The organism is Pantoea sp. GbtcB22 (genome assembly GCF_019091025.1).
Taxonomy (GTDB): Bacteria; Pseudomonadota; Gammaproteobacteria; order Enterobacterales; family Enterobacteriaceae; genus Pantoea; species Pantoea leporis.
Genome location: NZ_JAGXKB010000351.1, coordinates 1 through 260, shown reverse-complemented (window position 1 = coordinate 260; position 260 = coordinate 1). Strand labels below are relative to the sequence as shown.

Genomic DNA, 260 nt, shown 5'->3' with positions numbered 1-260 from the left:
AACACTTCGCGCTGAGCTGCCTGGCGCGGGGTTTCGCCCGCTTCCAGGCTGCCAGTGACCGATTGCCAGAAGGTGTCGTCATCACGTCGCTGCAGCATTAACACCCGGCCGGTATCGCGGGCAAAAATCACCACCAGCACCGAAACCGCATGTTTAAAGCCCATTATTTGTTCTCTGTTTTTTCTTTTTTCGGCGCCACCAGAATGCCGAGGTCCAGCAACGCAGAGGGATTGGCTTCGCTTGGGGCTTCGGTCATCATG

General features: G+C 56.5%; 1 protein-coding gene. It reads right to left on the bottom strand.

Annotated elements, in window-relative coordinates; translation table 11 throughout:
• Positions 1-164: NUDIX domain-containing protein (locus tag KVT28_RS25455; protein ID WP_217550987.1), on the bottom strand; the 164-nt coding region annotated here is incomplete at its 3' end.
• Between the last annotated feature and the right edge of the window lie 96 nt (positions 165-260).